The sequence below is a fragment of the Croceitalea marina genome (genome assembly GCF_042684265.1).
Classification (GTDB): Bacteria; Bacteroidota; Bacteroidia; order Flavobacteriales; family Flavobacteriaceae; genus Croceitalea; species Croceitalea marina.
Map to the genome: position 1 here is coordinate 29,850 of NZ_JBHULB010000017.1, position 12,962 is coordinate 42,811.

A 12,962-nucleotide genomic window follows, 5' to 3' on the forward strand; every position below is an offset into this window, starting at 1 on the left:
CGTAAAAATTGTGAAATCTACTTTCCCAATCCGCTATGAACGCTTTAAACACCAAGATATGGCACCTAAAAGATGCTGCCTAAAGTCAGGCTCAGCATATGATTCGTTGGTATGTCCTCCACCGGTATAATAAGCGCGCCCTCCGTCAAATTCATGATACCATGCTATCGGATGATTTTCACCATTGGTGCCTCCCTCATAACTGGTTTCGTCCAGATTCATTACAACGGTAACATTAGGATTCAAGTTTTTAAAATTATACCACTCATCCGTACGCTTTATGGCATCATCAAGGTGCGCTGTTGAGCTATGCGCTTTAGTCAAAACATCGATCTTGGCTTCTCTAACATTTGGGTTATTTGGGTGACCGCTAAAGTAACCCCCTACTAACTTTCCGTACCAAGGCCAATCATATTCCGTATCCGTAGCGGCATGAATACCAAGAAAACTACCACCAGCTTTTATATAATTCTCAAAAGCAGTTTGCTCGGTTTCATCCAAAACATCCATAGTAGTACTTAAGAATACCACCAGTTGGTAGTTCGCTAAATTTTCTGGATTAAAGTCTTCTGAACTTTCTGTGCGTAGCACGATAAAATTATTTTTACGGCCCATTTCGCGCAAGGCTTTCACCCCCGTTGAAATACTTTCGTGCCTATAGCCTTTGGTCTTCGTAAATACTAATACCAAATCTGGCTTTTTTGGTGGAGTTTCATTCTTAGTTTCTTGTCCGCTTACGGTCATAACAACACAAAAGATTGCTATAACGATTGATTTGATGAATTTCATTTTCTTAAAAGTGTTTATGTGGTTGAAGTTAAATATTTTTTAGGTGTGGTTCCGTATTTCTTTTTGAAGGATGCTATAAAATGACTTGCCGTACTATAGCCTATTTTTAGGCCTACCTCATTCACATTATACCTTCCGGTTTCTAACATTTTACGGGCATATTCCATCTTATAATCAAAAAGGAAGCCAAAAACCGAATCTCCATAAATTTGTTTAAAACCTTCCTTTAATTTTTTCAAGCTTAGACCGATTTCTTCAGAAAGTTCCGTCAAAGTCGGTGGTTCAGACATTCGCGCAATCATGATTTCTTTTGCCTGCCGTATGCGCCGTACATTGTCTTCATCTGCCAAATAAGGGCACTGCTCTAAATCTGCATCTTCTGTCTTATTAAAATACAACGATATTAATTCGTAAACCTTGCCTTTTACGTATAAACTTTTTATCGAAGGATGAAGACTGTAATTCATCAGTTGACTTAAAACAACAGCCATTGCAGGGGTAAGAACCTCTTGAGAATAATACTTCTTTTCACTGTTATCATCGCTTAAAAAGGGAATATAATCGGCCTCTGAAGAAAAAAGGGAATGAAATTTTCGAATCGTCATCACTACGGAGAGCAACCATGAATCTGGTTCTAAAACCACGTTTAAAGGCAAATCTTTCTGTGTGTTATAAAGCAACAAAGAGTTTTCTTCAGAAACCTCAAGGGCATAGGCACTATCGTTAAATAAAAATTTAGCGTGTCCTTTTAATGAAAAGTGAAACTGAATAAAGGTACTGTCTATACCTCTCTCGATTCGCTTTAATTGGGTTGTATCATTCTGAATTTTAAGCACATAGAAGTCTTGGTCAATTAAAACTTCATCATAAGAACCTTGAGCGATATTTTCTTTCATTTTTTAATCTTCAAAGCACAAATATAGCTATTTAGAATTACTCTAAACAGTAGAATTCTTTAATATTTTTGTCAATAAACACAGTGTTTCACAAAGAATTGGCCCAAAAATACCTCTAAAACTCCTTTTGTTGTTATTTATAGTACCGCTAGCGTTATTTTTTGATTATAGGTGATCGTACTTTTGCAACGCTGTTTCAGTACAATGAAGAATTACCATCTTTCAAAACATAGTTCTTTTTACGCAATTGGCTTAAGCTATAAAAAAGCAGATGCCGAAGTTCGCGGCAAGTTCAGCTTAGATGTACCCAAGATAGATGCTATAACCCTTGATGCCAAGAAAGAAGGTGCTGAAGGCCTAATGGCAATTTCCACTTGTAACCGCACTGAATTGTTCGGTTTTGCGCAGCACCCTTTTCAATTGATCCAGTTACTATGTAAGCATACCAAAGGCACGGTTGAAGAATTTCAAGAAGTGGCCTACGTGTACAAAAATCATGATGCTTTTAATCATTTATTTCATGTTGGCACTGGACTGGACAGCCAAATTCTTGGAGATTTTGAAATCATAAGCCAAATAAAGCAAAGCTTTTATAGATCCAAAAAACACGGGATGTCAAATCCGTTTTTAGAACGGTTGTGTAATTCGGTTATACAGGCAAGCAAACGTATTAAGAACGAAACCGAGCTATCTAGTGGGGCGACTTCTGTTGCCTTTGCATCGGTAAAATATATCTTGAATACCATTCCTGATATTTCAGAAAAGAACATTTTACTTTTTGGCACTGGAAAAATAGGTAGAAATACCTGTGAAAATCTCGTTAAGCATACTGACAATTCACATATTACCTTAATCAACAGAACCAAAGAAAAGGCGGAGGCAGTTGCAGGTAAATTTCAATTGGTGGTAAAAGACTATGGTGATTTACAAACAGAGATCCGTAAGTCTGATATTTTAGTGGTGGCCACTGGAGCGCAGCTACCAACGATATCAAAAGCCGTTATACACTCGAAAAAGCCGTTATTGATTTTAGATTTATCAGTTCCTAAAAATGTGCATGATGATGTCATGGAACTGGACAATGTCACTCTGGTGCATTTAGATCAGTTATCGCAAATTACTGATGAGACCCTGGCCAATAGAAAGGCATACATTCCTAAAGCACATGCCATAATCGACGAGGTAAAAACCGAGTTCATCAAATGGCTAGAAACGCGAAAGTTCGCCCCAGTAATTAATGCATTAAAAGAGAAGTTAATGATGATGAAAGAGGAAGAATTGGACTTTCACTCTAAAAAACTTACCAATTTTAATCAAGAACAGGCAGAATTGGTCTCAGAACGCATCATTCAAAAAATTACCAAGCAATTTGCCAATCACCTCAAAAAACCCGAGGTAGATACCGATGACAGTTTAGCGCTAATTCAAAAAGTGTTTCAGCTTGAAATAGATTCCAAATGAGCAAAGTAATTCGTATTGGAACTCGCGATAGCGAATTAGCACTTTGGCAAGCCACAACCGTACAGCAAAAATTAGATGAACTGGGCTTGAACACCCAATTGGTACCGGTAAAATCCACCGGAGATTTGGTGCTAGACAAACCACTCTATGAATTGGGTATTACCGGAATTTTCACAAAAACCCTCGATGTCGCTTTATTGAAAGGTGACATTGACATTGCGGTACACTCCATGAAAGATGTGCCTACGCAGCTACCAAAGGGTATTGTTAAGGCGGCAGTTCTTGAAAGAGCCGCCACCCAAGACATTCTGGTACATCTGGGTACGGACTTTTTGAAAGGAAAAGGCACCATAGCCACAGGGAGTCTGCGAAGAAAAGCCCAGTGGTTACATCGATATCCTGACCACTCCGTTGTCGATTTACGAGGTAATGTAAACAGTCGCCTTTTAAAACTCATTGAAAATGGATGGAACGGGGCAATATTCGCTAAAGCTGGTCTTGAACGCATAAAGCTATTGCCAAAAGATGCGGTGCTTTTAGATTGGATGACTCCTGCCCCTGCACAAGGGGCAATGCTGATTGTTGGGCTTGAAAAAGAAAAAGAAATACTAGCACAAATTGAACCGTTAAATCACCACAAAACTGATATATGCACTTCAATTGAACGAGAATTTTTGAGAACTTTAGAAGGCGGTTGTACCGCGCCCATCGGAGCTTTAGCCGAAATTAAAGACCAAACAGTATATTTTAAAGGTTGTTTACACTCTTTAGATGGCCAACAACAGTTAGAAACCTTGAAAGAGTGCACTATTGAGCTAGTAAAGGACTTTGGCAAACAATGTGCCTTAGAGATTTTAGAGAACGGCGGTAAAGCCTTGATGGAAAGCATAAAAGATGAGCTCAATACTATCCACTAGACTATTGTCACCTTCCCAGAAAGAGTTGTTGCTTAATGCAAAGCAAAATTTCGTGGACTATAGTGCCATATCCATTGAGTATTTACCTGTTGAAATTGACGAAGAATTCAACAACTATATCTTCACTAGCCAAAATGGTGTAAAAGCTTTTCTTAAAAGTATGCACCACCCTGATATTTATACTAAAAATGTGTTTTGTGTAGGCGAGAAGACAAAATTATTGTTGAAGGAAAACAACCTAAAAGTACTTGAAACGGCAGAAAATGCCTCAAAATTGAGCAAAATTATAGTCCAAAAATATAAAAACAACTCTTTTTTCATTTTGTCTGGCAATTTAAGACGGCCAGAGCTATCCGAAGCATTCAAAAATAATAACGTTCGGTATAAAGAAGTGATTTGCTATAATACTACTCTAAATTACAAGCGTTTTGACAGCACTTTTGACGGCATTCTATTTTTTAGTCCGAGTGGTGTGCTAAGTTTTACCAAAGAAAACAGTTTAACCCCTAGCTGGGCTTTTTGTATTGGAGAAACGACCGCCGAAGAAGCTAAAAAACATACCGACCAGGTGGTTATTGCCAACAAACCAACTATAGAAAATGTATTGGTACAAGCCATTAAACACTTTAATTCCCCCTTATTCATGGGAATTTAAACAAGTAACAAACTATGATCAAAAATGATTTATTTTTAAAAGCCTTAAAAGGAGAAACCGTAGATAGACCTCCGGTATGGATGATGCGCCAAGCGGGACGTTACCTACCGGAATTTATGGCAATTAAAAAGAAATACGATTTCTTTACACGATGCCAAACCCCAGAACTGGCCTCTGAAATCACGGTGCAGCCTATTAAACGCTATGGTATGGACGCGGCAATTCTTTTCAGTGACATTCTGGTAATTCCGCAAGCCATGAATATTGAGGTAGAAATGAAACCTAATTTTGGGCCCTATTTACCAAATCCAATACGAAAGCCTAAAGACTTAGATAGTGTTATTGTGCCAGACATTGAAGACACTTTGGGCTACGTCATGGATGCTATAAAAATGACCAAGGAAAAGTTGAATTATGAAATTCCACTTATTGGTTTTGCAGGTTCACCATGGACTATTTTGTGCTACTGCATTCAGGGGCAAGGAAGCAAGAATTTTGATCTGGCAAAGGGATTCTGCTTTACACAACCCGCAGCTGCACACCAACTACTTCAAAAAATCACCGATACCACTATAGCCTATTTAAAGGAAAAAGTAAAAGCCGGGGTCAATGCCGTTCAAGTATTTGATTCTTGGGGGGGAATGTTGTCTCCGACGGATTATCAAGAATTCTCCTTTCAATACATTCAACAGATAATTGATGCCTTAAAGGATGAAGCCCCTGTAATAGTTTTTGGTAAAGGCTGTTGGTTTGCTCTAAATGATATGGCTAAATCTGGTGCTTCCGCATTAGGTGTCGACTGGACCTGTTCCGCTAGAAACGCGCGCCATCTCAGTGGTGGTAAAATTACATTACAGGGCAACTTTGATCCCTCAAGGTTGTTGTCGCCACCATCGGAAATAAAAAGAATGGTACATCAAATGATAAATGAATTCGGAAAAGACAACTATATCGTGAACCTTGGTCATGGTATTTTACCGAATATTCCCCTAGAAAATGCAGGTGCCTTTGTAGAGGCGGTTAAAGAATATACCGTTTAAGATATTTATGCAAATAGACTTCGATAATTACAGCATTTCTCCCATCCATATCAAGGATGCATGGCGTTTGTGCGATTTAATGGTGTCGAATGCAGATCGGTTTGCCAACTACTTTCCAGGCACCTTAAAAGAAAATCTTAATCCTACGCTTTCAAAATTGTTTGTTGAGAAAAAGGTAAAACAATTTGAGTCAAAAGAAGAATACCTCTTTACTATAAAAGAAAATACCGATAGGACTATTATTGGCTTAATCTATGTAAAAGAGCTTCTAAAAAAAGAAGGACAGGGCGAACTGGCCTATTGCATCGGTTACCAATATGCCGGAAAAGGAATCATCACAAAATCGGTTAGTAAAATTATCGATTGGGCTTTTAAAGAGGCAGGGCTATGCACCTTACAGGTAATCGCAAATCAGAACAATATTGCAAGCACAAGGGTCGCAGAAAAGAACGGTTTTACCTGGCAAAGAACTTTTCCAAAGAACTTTCAATTGCCAAATGGAGAATTCGTTGATATGGAACTTTATGAACTTTATAAAGAGGGAACTGCATGAACCTTTTTAAGACTATAAAGCGAATTAATTTTAAAAGCTTTTGGCAGCTTGTGCTGCTAGGTATTAAAAATCCGTTCTTTATTTATCCTACTTTGAACGCAACAAGAGAATGCCTGGCAGTTTCTACTAAACATTATGGTAGGTTGCATTACCAAAATACCCCGGCAAATGCTTTCAGACATGCATTCTGGAATTATTTAATAGCCAAGAAATGTACCAAATGGTCAGAAAAGACAGATTACATTCTCAACTGGGTTAAAAACATTACCGATTGGCACGAAAACGCATTTAGGAATAGGGAAATGGCCCGAAAAATGGATTTACACAATAACCATGTTGGGCGTTGGCTTTTTAATAAACATAAAGACAAGAAGATTGAAGAAGTAATTCAAATTGTGTTGGAGTTGACCAAAAAGTCCATTAAAATTACCAAACAGGTTTCTTTGGAAAAACATCAATTTTCATTGGTTCATCTAACGGATTAATTATGAAGGATAAATTCTATAATTACATACAACAACTTCAGAACACCATCACTTCTAAGCTTGAAGAAATTGACGGTGCAGCCAAGTTTCAAGAAGATATTTGGAAGAGACCGGAAGGTGGCGGGGGAAGAACACGTGTTATTGAAAACGGTGCCGTTTTTGAAAAAGGAGGCGTAAACATCTCTGCAGTACATGGTGCCTTACCTGAAAGCATGCAAAATTATTTTGGGGTAAAAGATGCCGACTTTTTTGCTTGTGGTTTAAGTCTAGTTTTGCATCCCAAAAATCCAATGGTACCCACAGTTCATGCAAATTGGCGCTATTTTGAAATGTATGATAAATCAGGGAAGTTGGTCGATCAATGGTTCGGTGGCGGGCAAGACCTTACCCCTTACTATCTTTTTGAAGAAGATGCCATTCACTTTCATACTATTTGTAAAGAAGCCTGCGATAAGCATAATGCCGAATTTTACAACAAGTATAAAAAACGCTGTGATACGTATTTTTGGAATGCTCACCGCAATGAGGCTAGAGGCATCGGCGGTTTATTTTTTGATTACTGCAAACCAAATAAAGAAATGGACATTGAAAGATNCATACAAGGAATCTCAGCTTGATTGGCAGGAAATTAGGCGCGGGCGTTACGTAGAATTTAATTTGGTTCACGATAAAGGCACTTTATTTGGATTAAAGACCAATGGCCGTATAGAGAGTATTTTAATGAGTCTTCCGCCCCATGTGCAATGGAAATACGACCATCACCCCCAGAAAGGCAGTGAAGAAGAAAAGTTGGTTGCGGTATTAAAAGAACCCAAAGAATGGGTTTAAACCTGTAATTTTAAGAAAAATTAAAAGATGAAAAAAGCAGTTCACATTCTAGGTCTTCTATTGCCCATTGTTCTTTTTTACGCTTGTAATGAAATTACCGCCGATGATTTCGTGCTAACCGACCACAATACCCCTTTGCATAACATAAGCTACAAGTACTGGTATCCTAAAACTGGTAAAACACTTAAAAAGGATGAAGTATTCGTGGTAAAAGCAGCCAAGAAAGGTGACCAGAAAAAATTATGGATAGTTACCTCTTACGGCAACACTTCAAAAAAAGCCGAACCTATCTATTTAAGGAGGAAAAAAATGGAAAACGGCAATTTTGTTTTTCAAGTCACTTCTTGGGATACAGGCAAAAACATATCGCTCTTTTTAGGAAATATGGTTAATGATTCTACGATACATTTCTTTGGATATACGGACGCGGCCATGGAGTATGCCGCAAAAAGCAATCTTTTAAATGATTTTAAGGGGCATGTTCTTGTCAAAAAGGATAAAATTAGTTTCGATTCGATAGCGGCAAACGACCATAAAGCAGCAATTTTAGACTTTATTACTTCTCTTAGTGATGCCACGTATGAAGAAGATATCATTGTATTCACAGGTACTAATAATGAGCGAAAAATAACATCATTAATCAGCCAATGAAATTAAAAATTTACCAAATAGATGCTTTTACCGATTATGTTTTTGGTGGTAACCCTGCTGCCGTTTGCATTTTAGATGAATGGTTAGATGCTAAAATGATGCAAGCCATTGCGCAAGAGAATAATTTAGCTGAGACCGCGTTTATTGTACAAAGAAATGCAACATATGAACTGCGCTGGTTTACTCCAGAAATTGAAGTAGATCTATGTGGACATGCCACTTTAGCTTCGGCATATGTACTTTATAACTATCATGGCCATTTAGAAAATACCATTCGTTTTTATTCTCATCGTAGTGGTGAGCTACTTGTGCAAAAAGCGAATGATAATTATATGGTTATGGATTTTCCTTCGGACAAAATAGTTGCTATTCAAGGTAATACAGAGATTAATAAAGCTATAGGTTTAACACCTGAACGAACCATAAAAGGTAAGACCGACTACCTTTTGATATACAATTCGCAGCAAGAAATAGAAGAAATTGAACCAGATTTCACATTATTGAACAAATTAGATTGCCGTGGAGTCATTGTTTCGGCCCCTGGTGATAAAGTGGACTTTGTTTCCAGGTTTTTTGCTCCTCAATGTGGTGTGCCTGAAGACCCCGTAACAGGTTCTGCACACACAACCATGACCCCTTACTGGTCAAAAGTTTTTGGAAAAACAGAAATGACAGCTAAACAACTTTCTAAAAGAGGTGGAGATTTGGTTTGTGAGTATTTAGGAGAGCGCGTTAAAATTGCAGGGAAAGCTGTTCCTTATTTAATTGGGGAAATTAATATAAAGCTATAAGATGTAAGATGTAAGATGTAAGATGTAAGATGTAAGATGTAAGATGTAAGATGTAAGATAACGAAATAAGAATCACTTTAAAGCTTTAAGCTTTTCACTAAAAACTTAAGAAATGTACCCACTTATAAGAAATAGACGATTACGAACATCAGACGCAATTCGTCACCTCGTTCGTGAAACCATTATTACCCCCAGCGACTTTTTAGTTCCTATTTTCATTGTGGAAGGAAAAGGTGTTAAAGAAGAAATCGCTTCAATGCCCAATTACTATCGCATGAGCCTTGATGTTCTTGAAAAAGAAGTTAAAGAATTATGGCAAATGGGGCTTTGTGCTGTTTTACTTTTTGTAAAAGTTGATGACCAGCTAAAAGACAATAAGGGCACTGAAGCCTTGAATCCTGATGGACTAATGCAACGCGCCATTAAAACGGTTAAGAATACCTGCCCTGAAATGTTGGTCATGACCGATGTTGCCCTGGATCCCTTTTCTTCTTACGGGCATGACGGTATTGTGGCAGAAGGACAAATATTAAATGACGAGACCTGTGAAATACTGGCCGAGATGAGTGTTTCCCATGCATCAGCTGGGGCAGACTTTGTAGCACCAAGTGATATGATGGACGGTCGTATACTTACCATTCGTGAAGCCCTCGAAGATGAGGGCTTTCAAGATACCGGAATTATGAGCTACTCCGCTAAATATGCCAGTGCTTTTTACGGTCCATTTAGAGATGCTTTAGATTCAGCACCAGTAGATATAAAAGATGTCCCTAAGGACAAGAAAACCTATCAAATGGATTCTGCAAATCGGTTTGAAGCTATAAAAGAAACGCAACAAGATATTGACGAAGGTGCCGATATTGTTATGGTAAAACCAGGGCTTTGTTATTTAGATATCGTACGTGAAATAAAAAATGAAGTTGATGTGCCAGTAGCAGTTTATCAAGTTTCAGGTGAATATGCCATGGTCAAAGCAGCGGCCGAGAAAGGGTGGTTAGACCATGATTCCGTGATGATGGAACAACTAATTGCCATCAAAAGGGCAGGCGCTAATATTATTGCCAGTTACTTTGCAAAAGACGCCGTCAAATTAATGTAGCCAGATTTCCTTAAAATTTGACTACTTTTAAATTGAATACAACTAGCTTATGGGTCTCCTCGTTTTTTACGCTTTTATTTCTATTTTCTTTTCTTTTCTATGCTCTATTCTTGAGGCTGTTCTTCTGAGCATTACACCAACTTTTTTAAATGTAAAAAAGCAAGAAGGTAAAGCTTATGCCAAAGCCTTGGAAGAGATGAAAAAAGATGTCGACAAGCCTTTAATCGCTATTCTTACGCTAAACACCATTGCCCACACTGTTGGTGCTATTTTAGTTGGTGTTCAGGCTAAAGTAGCCTATACAGAACTCTATGGAAGCACAACAAGATCCATTTTTGGAATCGAGTTTACCGAAGACCTAATGGTGGGTGTCGTTTCTACGATAATGACCATTCTAATTTTAGTCGCTTCGGAAATTATACCAAAAACCATCGGGGCAACCTATTGGAAACAGCTCGCCAATTTCACCTCAAAGGCCCTAAAGGCAATGGTCTTTTTTATGAAATGGACCGGCTTACTTTGGGTCCTGCAGCTTTTCACCAAATTAGTTGGGGGCAAAGGACATCATGGAAGTGTTTTTAGCAAGGAAGATTTTACGGCAATGACAGATATTGCAGAAGAAGAAGGTGTTTTTCAAGAATCGGAATCGACTGTTATTAGAAATCTTTTGACCTTTAATGAAATTCAGGCAAAGGATATCATGACCCCAAGAACAGTAATGAAAATTGCCTCGGAAGACACCACTATTCAAGATTTTTTTGACAATAACCGCCCATTTCGTTTTTCGAGAATACCAGTTTTTAAAGATCGTGCAGATAATATCACCGGATTTTTCCTGAAAGATGAGTTGTTGGAAGCCATCATCAATAAAAGTGGAAATAAAACGCTTGGAACTATAAAAAGAGAAATTTTGATTACCAATCGGGATAAACCAATCCCTGAATTGTTTGAAAAATTTGTAGAGAAGAAAGAGCATATTTCTTTGGTTGTAGATGAGTACGGTTCGGTAAGTGGTATCGTTACCATGGAAGATGTTATTGAGACCCTGCTAGGTCTTGAAATTATGGATGAGAGCGATAATGTAGAAGATTTACAGGTTCTGGCCAGAAAAAACTGGGAAGCAAGGGCAAAACGTTTGGGTATTATTGAAGGTTCAAACGAAGTGGAGTAATGGAGACGGCCTATCTACAAACTCCTATAGGCTATGCAGAGCTAAGAGGTGATGAAAACGGATTGGCATCAATAACCGTTTTTGATGGAGATAGCCCCAATGAGATCATACCAGAAGTATTGGAAGATGCCGTGTATCAATTTTCAGAATACTTTGATGGCAAACGGACTGTTTTTGACCTAAAACTAAACCCTGAAGGTACCGATTTTCAAAAAAGAGTTTGGGACGCACTTCTTAGAATTCCCTATGGAAAAACAGTTTCTTACCTAGAACTTTCAAAGAATTTAGGTGATGTAAAAGCCATTCGAGCTGTAGCCGCCGCTAACGGCAAAAACCCATTATGGATAGTGGTGCCCTGCCATCGTGTTATTGGAAGTAATGGAGATTTAACCGGGTATGCAGGCGGGCTTCATCGTAAAAAATGGTTGTTGGAACATGAAAGCCCGGCCAAGCAGCAAAGTCTATTTTAATCCTTCAAAAAATACATCGGTGCAAAAGGTACCGAAACATTTTCTATAAGTTCTCCACCTTCAGAAATTACTAAAACACCGCCGTCGTTCAACTGCCCATCATCAGAAATATAGCCTACGTAAAACTGCTTTTTTACTTTACTATATCCTTGTACGGTTAAAATAAATTGTTTTTGTGCTACCGCCTCCGCTTGCTCAAGAATTGACCTCATATCTATTCTTTCTTCTTCATTTCTGTCAATATCATAAATCGCCGGACCAAAATTTACTGTTGAAGGTTGTGCATATTGAAAGGAATAATAAAGTTTTCCCTCCACTAAATCTACATCGAGCTCACCAGGGCTGAAAAAACGTTCAAGTTGAATCGGTGTCGATTCTAGAAGTGATAAGGTGTCAAAATCATATATCTCTAATTGTGTGTCAATGCCCAAATGGCTCTTGATAACCGCTAGGTTTTTCTCTTCATTGATCAAAAGACTTGGTGAAAATTCGCCGAAGTTTAGCGAGGCCAAAAAGTTTTTAGTGTCTAGATTGTATACCTGTACTTTATATTGATCGCTAACATCTTTATAGGCGATAAATAATTTTCTATCATAGTACAAGGGCTGGTATAAGTTTTCTACATTAAAATCTATCTGTAGGTCAGTGCTTTCAAAACTCGGTATATCGATATTTTTTAATCCTACATTTGTCGAGCCAGACGGATTGTAAAAACCTAAATGAACGGTTTCTTTACTGTTTGTTCCCCAAACAATGGAATTTTCTATGGAATTGGTAAAAAATCTAGGGAACAAATCAACTTTACCTGTATTCATATCTTTAAAGGCGAGTGAAAAATCTCCCCCTGAAAAAGAATAATATGACATTGTATTTTCTACCTGTCTTAAAGTCAAAAAGGTTCCTTCTATACCTAATTCAGAGGATAAATTAACAACATCCAAAGGTGCGGAACCTGAATTATAACGATACTCAAAAAGATTTTCTGCATTCTGACCAATAACCGTAAAGTTAACTGATTCGCTTACCGGTTCTTCAACAAAATTTTCATCTTTCGAGCATCCGATCATCAATATAATCGTCACTAATAGAAAAAAGATTTTCAATTTCATAGCAAGAAATTTAAGCTTTCAATATACAATTAAATGGACGCATAAAT

General features: G+C 37.9%; 14 protein-coding genes and 1 pseudogene. 12 read left to right on the plus strand and 3 right to left on the minus strand.

Annotated elements, in window-relative coordinates; genetic code table 11:
• Positions 1 to 33: 33 nt before the first annotated feature.
• The gene (locus ACFSQJ_RS13175; RefSeq protein WP_377767431.1) at positions 34 to 789 is read right to left on the minus strand and encodes a ThuA domain-containing protein; all 756 of its coding nucleotides are present in this window, start codon (positions 787 to 789) and stop codon (positions 34 to 36) included.
• A 14-nt stretch (positions 790 to 803) separates the two neighbouring features.
• Positions 804 to 1,685, minus strand: a complete 882-nt coding sequence (locus ACFSQJ_RS13180) for an AraC family transcriptional regulator (protein WP_377767432.1) — start codon at positions 1,683 to 1,685, stop codon at positions 804 to 806.
• 204 nt (positions 1,686 to 1,889) lie between these two features.
• On the opposite strand from ACFSQJ_RS13180, the gene hemA reads away from it, so the two are divergent.
• The 12 genes and pseudogenes from hemA to ACFSQJ_RS13240 all read left to right on the plus strand — a co-directional run bounded on the left by hemA (position 1,890) and on the right by ACFSQJ_RS13240 (position 11,806).
• Positions 1,890 to 3,146, plus strand: coding sequence for a glutamyl-tRNA reductase (gene hemA / locus ACFSQJ_RS13185; protein ID WP_377767434.1), 1,257 nt, complete (start codon positions 1,890 to 1,892; stop codon positions 3,144 to 3,146).
• Positions 3,143 to 4,063: a hydroxymethylbilane synthase gene (hemC, locus tag ACFSQJ_RS13190; RefSeq protein WP_377767436.1), complete on the plus strand. Its 921-nt coding sequence runs from the start codon at positions 3,143 to 3,145 to the stop codon at positions 4,061 to 4,063. Before hemA ends, hemC begins: the two co-directional genes overlap by 4 nt.
• On the plus strand, positions 4,041 to 4,718 hold the full coding sequence (locus tag ACFSQJ_RS13195; protein ID WP_377767438.1) for a uroporphyrinogen-III synthase: 678 nt from the start codon (positions 4,041 to 4,043) through the stop codon (positions 4,716 to 4,718). Before hemC ends, ACFSQJ_RS13195 begins: the two co-directional genes overlap by 23 nt.
• A gap of 14 nt (positions 4,719 to 4,732) precedes the next feature.
• Complete coding sequence (gene hemE, locus ACFSQJ_RS13200) at positions 4,733 to 5,758, plus strand: uroporphyrinogen decarboxylase (protein ID WP_377767440.1); 1,026 nt, start codon at positions 4,733 to 4,735, stop codon at positions 5,756 to 5,758.
• A gap of 7 nt (positions 5,759 to 5,765) precedes the next feature.
• On the plus strand, positions 5,766 to 6,311 hold the full coding sequence (locus ACFSQJ_RS13205) for a GNAT family N-acetyltransferase (protein ID WP_377767441.1): 546 nt from the start codon (positions 5,766 to 5,768) through the stop codon (positions 6,309 to 6,311).
• On the plus strand, positions 6,308 to 6,796 hold the full coding sequence (locus tag ACFSQJ_RS13210) for a DUF6973 domain-containing protein (protein WP_377767442.1): 489 nt from the start codon (positions 6,308 to 6,310) through the stop codon (positions 6,794 to 6,796). Before ACFSQJ_RS13205 ends, ACFSQJ_RS13210 begins: the two co-directional genes overlap by 4 nt.
• Positions 6,797 to 6,798: 2 nt before the next feature.
• Positions 6,799 to 7,624 (plus strand): annotated as a pseudogene (locus ACFSQJ_RS13215) (coproporphyrinogen III oxidase).
• Positions 7,625 to 7,651: 27 nt separating this feature from the next.
• On the plus strand, positions 7,652 to 8,275 hold the full coding sequence (locus ACFSQJ_RS13220; RefSeq protein ID WP_377767443.1) for a hypothetical protein: 624 nt from the start codon (positions 7,652 to 7,654) through the stop codon (positions 8,273 to 8,275).
• Positions 8,272 to 9,066: a PhzF family phenazine biosynthesis protein gene (locus tag ACFSQJ_RS13225; protein WP_377767444.1), complete on the plus strand. Its 795-nt coding sequence runs from the start codon at positions 8,272 to 8,274 to the stop codon at positions 9,064 to 9,066. Before ACFSQJ_RS13220 ends, ACFSQJ_RS13225 begins: the two co-directional genes overlap by 4 nt.
• A 112-nt stretch (positions 9,067 to 9,178) precedes the next feature.
• Positions 9,179 to 10,165, plus strand: a complete 987-nt coding sequence (gene hemB / locus ACFSQJ_RS13230; RefSeq protein WP_377767445.1) for a porphobilinogen synthase — start codon at positions 9,179 to 9,181, stop codon at positions 10,163 to 10,165.
• A 49-nt stretch (positions 10,166 to 10,214) separates the two neighbouring features.
• Positions 10,215 to 11,336, plus strand: coding sequence for a CNNM domain-containing protein (locus tag ACFSQJ_RS13235; protein WP_377767446.1), 1,122 nt, complete (start codon positions 10,215 to 10,217; stop codon positions 11,334 to 11,336).
• On the plus strand, positions 11,336 to 11,806 hold the full coding sequence (locus ACFSQJ_RS13240; RefSeq protein WP_377767447.1) for a methylated-DNA--[protein]-cysteine S-methyltransferase: 471 nt from the start codon (positions 11,336 to 11,338) through the stop codon (positions 11,804 to 11,806). The genes ACFSQJ_RS13235 and ACFSQJ_RS13240 overlap by 1 nt, the downstream gene beginning before the upstream one ends.
• Here ACFSQJ_RS13240 and ACFSQJ_RS13245 read toward each other — a convergent pair.
• Positions 11,803 to 12,915 carry a hypothetical protein gene (locus ACFSQJ_RS13245; RefSeq protein ID WP_377767448.1) on the minus strand — a complete coding sequence of 371 codons (1,113 nt, stop codon included), beginning with the start codon at positions 12,913 to 12,915 and terminating at the stop codon, positions 11,803 to 11,805. The two genes, ACFSQJ_RS13240 and ACFSQJ_RS13245, sit on opposite strands and share 4 nt — an antisense overlap.
• Positions 12,916 to 12,962: the final 47 nt, after the last annotated feature.

Coding starts and splice junctions, on each gene's coding strand:
- ACFSQJ_RS13175 (WP_377767431.1), bottom strand. CDS start 789: ATGAAATTCATCAAATCAATCGTTATAGCAATCTTTTGTGTTGTTATG.
- ACFSQJ_RS13180 (WP_377767432.1), bottom strand. CDS start 1,685: ATGAAAGAAAATATCGCTCAAGGTTCTTATGATGAAGTTTTAATTGAC.
- hemA (WP_377767434.1), top strand. CDS start 1,890: ATGAAGAATTACCATCTTTCAAAACATAGTTCTTTTTACGCAATTGGC.
- hemC (WP_377767436.1), top strand. CDS start 3,143: ATGAGCAAAGTAATTCGTATTGGAACTCGCGATAGCGAATTAGCACTT.
- ACFSQJ_RS13195 (WP_377767438.1), top strand. CDS start 4,041: ATGAGCTCAATACTATCCACTAGACTATTGTCACCTTCCCAGAAAGAG.
- hemE (WP_377767440.1), top strand. CDS start 4,733: ATGATCAAAAATGATTTATTTTTAAAAGCCTTAAAAGGAGAAACCGTA.
- ACFSQJ_RS13205 (WP_377767441.1), top strand. CDS start 5,766: ATGCAAATAGACTTCGATAATTACAGCATTTCTCCCATCCATATCAAG.
- ACFSQJ_RS13210 (WP_377767442.1), top strand. CDS start 6,308: ATGAACCTTTTTAAGACTATAAAGCGAATTAATTTTAAAAGCTTTTGG.
- ACFSQJ_RS13220 (WP_377767443.1), top strand. CDS start 7,652: ATGAAAAAAGCAGTTCACATTCTAGGTCTTCTATTGCCCATTGTTCTT.
- ACFSQJ_RS13225 (WP_377767444.1), top strand. CDS start 8,272: ATGAAATTAAAAATTTACCAAATAGATGCTTTTACCGATTATGTTTTT.
- hemB (WP_377767445.1), top strand. CDS start 9,179: ATGTACCCACTTATAAGAAATAGACGATTACGAACATCAGACGCAATT.
- ACFSQJ_RS13235 (WP_377767446.1), top strand. CDS start 10,215: ATGGGTCTCCTCGTTTTTTACGCTTTTATTTCTATTTTCTTTTCTTTT.
- ACFSQJ_RS13240 (WP_377767447.1), top strand. CDS start 11,336: ATGGAGACGGCCTATCTACAAACTCCTATAGGCTATGCAGAGCTAAGA.
- ACFSQJ_RS13245 (WP_377767448.1), bottom strand. CDS start 12,915: ATGAAATTGAAAATCTTTTTTCTATTAGTGACGATTATATTGATGATC.